The following is a 3,151-nucleotide window of genomic DNA, read 5'->3' on the forward strand; positions in this document are numbered from 1 at the left end:
GCCCATCTGGAAGATGGCACTTCCGTGATACAGTCTTTACCATCGCGCAGATTGCGCCAGTAGGCGTCGATATCGGCTGACTGTGGATAGCGGCCACTCAGGCCGATAATGGCAATGGGTTCGTTATGGAAAGGATGCGATATTTGTTTCGAGGCAGCCTGCCCTCCCGGGCGACTAAACCGTTTCCCCGGCATGGGCTGTTGCAGCAATTGCTGGTCAGCCTTCAGGGTCGGTTGCTCTTTTACAGGCGTGACGGGCTGATGAAAAAGGACGGCCAGTTGCGCCTGATGGGATTTTACAAAATAGCCCGTCAGCTCATGTATGCTGGTATATTCAAAAAACAATGTCTTAGGCAAAGAACCAAAAGTCTTTTCTAACCGGCTGGTCAGGCTCATGGCCAGTATAGAGTCGATACCATATTTTTCCAGCGCCGCCTGCGGATCAATTTTATGGGCGGTCAGCTTCAGCAGCGACGAAAGCTCAGTGCACAGATACGCTTCTGTTTTTTCAAAAATGTTATCTGTGTCGATTGCTGTCACCACATTTATTTCAGATGTTTGCTGCCGTGGCTGATGGTCCATCCGCATTGCCTGATCGGGAATGACCATCACCTGCTGCTGCTGCCATGCCATGCTGCCATAAAATGCATACATGCCCGCGATGGTGGACATCGGCAGCATATCCATGGTTTGCCGTAATATCTCTTTGTTGGCCGCATCGATCTGCATGCCTCCTTCCTGCCACAGCGGCCAGTTGACAGACAGTGTTTGACCGTATCGTTGACCGGCGAGTGTGAGCTGATGACGATAAACTGCAAACCGGTCCATGAAACCATTGGCAGCGGCATAATCGCATTGACCCACATTTCCCATGACCGAGGCCACAGAGGAAAACAACACCAGGAAATCGAGATCTGTGTCTTTGCTGGCTTCGTCGAGGTTAAACGTGCCGGTTACTTTAGGAGAGAGTACACCGGAAAATTCTTCTCCCGATTTTTTAATAATAAAATTATCTGCTGTCATGCCGGCACAATGAAGAATACCGTTCAGTGGCTTATGGGCATTAATGTCGGCAATCAACTGACAGACGGCTTCCCTGTCACCAAGGTCCAGTTGCCGGTATTCCACTTTATTGTTCCGCACAGGCAAAGCATCCAGCATCGCCTTCTTCGCGGGGGTTAAGGCGGAGCGGCCTGTTAAAATGATGATGGAACGTGCCGTTTGTCTCAGTATCTCGCTGGTAAATAACATTCCGATGCCACCTGTTCCGCCGGTGATCAGGTAAACGCCCTGATCTTTAAACACTACTTTCGGGTTAGCCTCCGCCGCCGGTATATCTTTTCTACGCAGTACATAGCGGACATCCTGTTGATAGCTGATCTCCTGATCTCCGATCTGACGGCTGCATTCGTTCAACTGCCGCGCAAGGGTGTCGGCGGTAGCCTGCGCATGCGTAACAATGATTTGTCCGGCCAGCAGCGGATTTTCGAGCGTAGCAGTTTTCAGCAATCCCGAGAGCCCTGTAAAAACCTGCTGCTCATCGCTGTTGCCAGTCACTACCTGGACCAGTATTTTTTCCTGTGGCTTACTGGAAAGGATACGACGGATATGTTCAAAGCACAACAAGGCATATCGCTCATAACGTGTGGCAATATCCTGCTGCGGCAAGGCCGGTAAAGGTATGATCTGACTACCACGCAGCAGTGCGGACAGTTGCGTTTCGTTCACTTCCGGCATCTCAAACAGGAAGATGTACCTTTGGGCAAAGACGGCCGGACTGTCCTCTCCGGCAACCGCAGGCTCCCAGACAGGAGCAGCCAGCAACATACCAGCTGTTTTACCTTGCTCCTGCGCCTTCAATAGCTTGATTTTTTCCAGCGCTTCGGCCTGTGTATACTTCCCGCTGGAAATACCCTGAAATATTTTTTTTAGGTTTTCTTTCATCTTTACCTATAAATTTTTTCAAGAAATTCGATTCTTACTTTCACGGCTCTTCCGCTTCCGCAGTGGCATTAAAAAAGAACTTTCACACCAGGTCAATGGCTTCTTCATCAGAAAGCTCTTTATCCAATACGCGCTGAATTAGTTGCTGATAGTAGGTTTCATTAAAATCCAGATTATCACCAAGATTCACCTGCGTGTATTGATGACCGTTATCCATGATGCGGAAAGCGAACCCGCGGATCTGCACGCACATATTTCCTGCTTCATCACAAACATCGATATCCAGCTTCGTCACCCTTTGCCCCGCCTCACTATCTGGCGCATAACGCACCCATGCCACCATTCTTTCCGTACAGGCCGCGATGATCTTTAACGATGCCAGAGCGAAAGGCAGCAGTGGTTGCGCAGGAAGACGGTCCAGATCGTCGAATAAGCCTATAGCGGCCTGCAATGCGCTGTCCATCAGTGCCGGATGTAATACGTAATTATTTTGCGCGGCTGTTACAGGCAGTGTTAAATCAGCCATCACCTGTCCGTCGCCTTTATGGATGGCAGTTATCCCCTGGTGTGCCGGACCGTAATGAAGGCCCATACGGGCAAAGGCAGCATAAATACGGCGGGGAGGCAGCGTTCCGGCGTTCATTTGCGATCTCAGCTGCGCAACGTCCAGTTTTTCCGGGACCAGCACATCCGTAAAAGACGCCTGTCCCTCAAAATGAACAATGGTAGCATCTTCATGGCGGCTGCTTATTTCATAATGTATCTGATCATACGTTGCAGGAACATTATCATCCAGCAACAAAGTGATGTCTATTTGTTGTTGTCCGCCGGCAACAAAAGGCTGGACCCAGGCAGCATTGTACAACACCAGCACCGGGGATGTCCGGGTTGCAGGCATCGATTTCTCGATGGCCACGCGCACCATTTCCAGATACGCTACGCCTGGAAGCACCCGCTGCTGTAATACCTGGTGATCTCTGAGGAAGAATTCCTCCCCGCTGAATACGGCACTGAAGCGTTGTTGGCTGAAATCTGAAGTATTGCTATGCACCAAAGGATGTAATATGCCAACGGCTTTTTCATTTCCTGCTACAGGCGCATCTGCCGCTTCCTGAATCCAGTAGCGCTCTTTGGCAAACGGATATACCGGCAGGCCTATACGTTGGGGTGTAGCGCCAGGATAAAAACGCCGCCAGTCAAGCGCTAAT

2 protein-coding genes are annotated in these 3,151 nt (G+C 50.4%); both read right to left on the bottom strand.

All coding sequences use genetic code 11. The features are described from left to right. Window positions 1-1,943 (bottom strand): SDR family NAD(P)-dependent oxidoreductase (locus ICL55_RS34815; protein WP_188106682.1); only part of this gene is annotated, 1,943 nt, incomplete at its 3' end. 82 nt (window positions 1,944-2,025) lie between these two features. Then, window positions 2,026-3,151 (bottom strand): polyketide synthase dehydratase domain-containing protein (locus ICL55_RS34820; RefSeq protein WP_188106685.1); only part of this gene is annotated, 1,126 nt, incomplete at its 5' end.

Origin of the sequence: Chitinophaga varians (genome assembly GCF_014529945.1) — a bacterium.
Taxonomy (GTDB): Bacteria; Bacteroidota; Bacteroidia; order Chitinophagales; family Chitinophagaceae; genus Chitinophaga; species Chitinophaga varians.